Raw genomic sequence first — 1232 nt, forward strand, 5'->3', positions numbered from 1 at the left:
GCGGTTGCCCAAGGAACGGGCCTCGGCTCAATAACCCGGTGACCCCCAGCCGATCCGGTGACCCCGGCGGTCCGCAGCCAGGGGGGGGAGCGTGCGGACCGCCGGGTGCGCGGCCGGACGGGACGGTCCGGCGGCGCGTCGGGAGCGGACGCGGTCGGAGACCTCTGGCTCCGCGCGGAGCGCCCCATCTAGCACTCCGCGTTCCCGCCGTGGACCTCACCCACGGCATCGCGCGTTCACTCCCGTGCCCAGGAGACCCTCCCCGCCCTCGCCGATAACACTTTCTTCCGATCGTGCTCCGAGCCAGGCCAGTTGACGATTCATCACACCATCTGAGGCGCGCTATGGCGGAGCAGGAAGTCGGGCTAGGATCACGGCATGGTCACCGCCCGGTCGCCGTTGCGTACACGACGCGCCCGCCCCCGAGGGGTGGCGGCGCGGCTGTTCTGGCTGGGCGCCCTGCTGATGGCCGTGTTCGCGTCCCACGGGTTCAGCGCGGAGACCGGCGCCGGGCACACCGATCCGATCCGGATCGTCTGGTCCGCCCACGCCACGGCGGCGGGCGACAGCCCCCAGGCCCCGAACTCCCCGAAGGCTCCGCAGCCCACGCGGCCCGCCCACCAGCAGGAGCACGGCGAGGACGCCGACCACCCCGGCGGCGAGTGCCTGTCCGGGAAGCCCGAGGACGGCCCCGACGCCGAGGCCGCCTGGTCGGCCGTCGCCGCCCAGCCCACCCTCGGGGACGCCGCACCGGCGCCCGACCCGACGGGCCCGACGGCCGGAGGCACCGGAGCCGCCGGAGCCGGGAGCACCACTCCCGGAACACTCGAACCCCCGCACCGGATCGCCCGGCTGAGGGTCTAGACCGGCCCCGGGCCGCGCCCCGCCCCCGCCCGCCTCGCGGCGCGCGGGCCGGCGCTCGTCGCCCGCGTCCGCCCCCTCCGCCCCCGCGATCCGCTGCCGCCCCCGCGCGGCCGCGCGGAGTCCCGTCATGCCCATCAGGCTCCTGGCCGCGCTGCTGCTCGGCCTGTTCTCCCTGCTGCCCGTCGGCTGCCCGCAGCAGCACCTCGACCCCCATCCGCTCCGCTCCCCCGCCGCGGCCACCGCCCCGGCCGAGCCGGGCGACTTCCCCGCCGACTCCCTGGAGCGGCACTGCGCGACCGGGGAGGCCGCCGCGCCCGCGCAGCGGTCCGTCCGGTCGACGGCGCTGCCCGCTCCGTCCCCGGCCACCG

Annotated in this window: 1 protein-coding gene and 1 pseudogene; both read left to right on the forward strand. The window is 77.4% G+C overall.

What is annotated here, in order from left to right; all coding sequences use genetic code 11:
- The first annotated feature begins 378 nt into the window (after nucleotides 1–378).
- A complete protein-coding gene (locus ACWDCZ_RS41510; RefSeq protein WP_449818750.1) occupies nucleotides 379–864 on the forward strand; it encodes a hypothetical protein in 486 nt (161 codons plus the stop codon).
- 127 nt (nucleotides 865–991) lie between these two features.
- Nucleotides 992–1232, forward strand: a pseudogene (locus ACWDCZ_RS41515) (hypothetical protein); the annotation flags it as partial.

The sequence above is a fragment of the Kitasatospora sp. NPDC001225 genome (genome assembly GCF_053597855.1).

Coding starts and splice junctions, on each gene's coding strand:
- ACWDCZ_RS41510 (WP_449818750.1), top strand. CDS start 379: ATGGTCACCGCCCGGTCGCCGTTGCGTACACGACGCGCCCGCCCCCGA.